The sequence below is a fragment of the Pseudomonas agronomica genome (genome assembly GCF_025917275.1).
GTDB classification, from domain to species: Bacteria; Pseudomonadota; Gammaproteobacteria; order Pseudomonadales; family Pseudomonadaceae; genus Aquipseudomonas; species Aquipseudomonas agronomica.
Map to the genome: position 1 here is coordinate 1 of NZ_JAOSHO010001100.1, position 324 is coordinate 324.

General features: G+C 62.0%; 1 pseudogene. It reads right to left on the bottom strand.

Going from position 1 to position 324, the window contains the following annotated elements:
- A pseudogene (locus OC610_RS29105) lies at positions 1 to 324 on the bottom strand (putative Ig domain-containing protein); the annotation flags it as partial.

A 324-nucleotide genomic window follows, 5' to 3' on the forward strand; every position in this document is an offset into this window, starting at 1 on the left:
CCGCCATTGAGCGTCAGGTTTTCGAGGTTGGCACCCAGCACGTAGCTGATGGACGAAACAACGCTGTCGATCTCGGTCAGCGCCGTGCCGCGCTCGATCACCGTGTCGCCGAGGTTGTCGACGTAGTAAGTGTCGTTACCGGCGCCACCGTCCAGGGTATCCGCGCCGCCCAGGCCGTTAAGCACGTTGGCGGCGGCATTGCCGATCAACACGTTGTCCAGCGCGTTGCCGCTGCCGTTGATCGCGGCAACGCCGGTCAATGTGAGGTTTTCCAGGTTGGTGCCCAAGGTCCAACTCACCGAGGAACGAACGCTGTCGATTTCG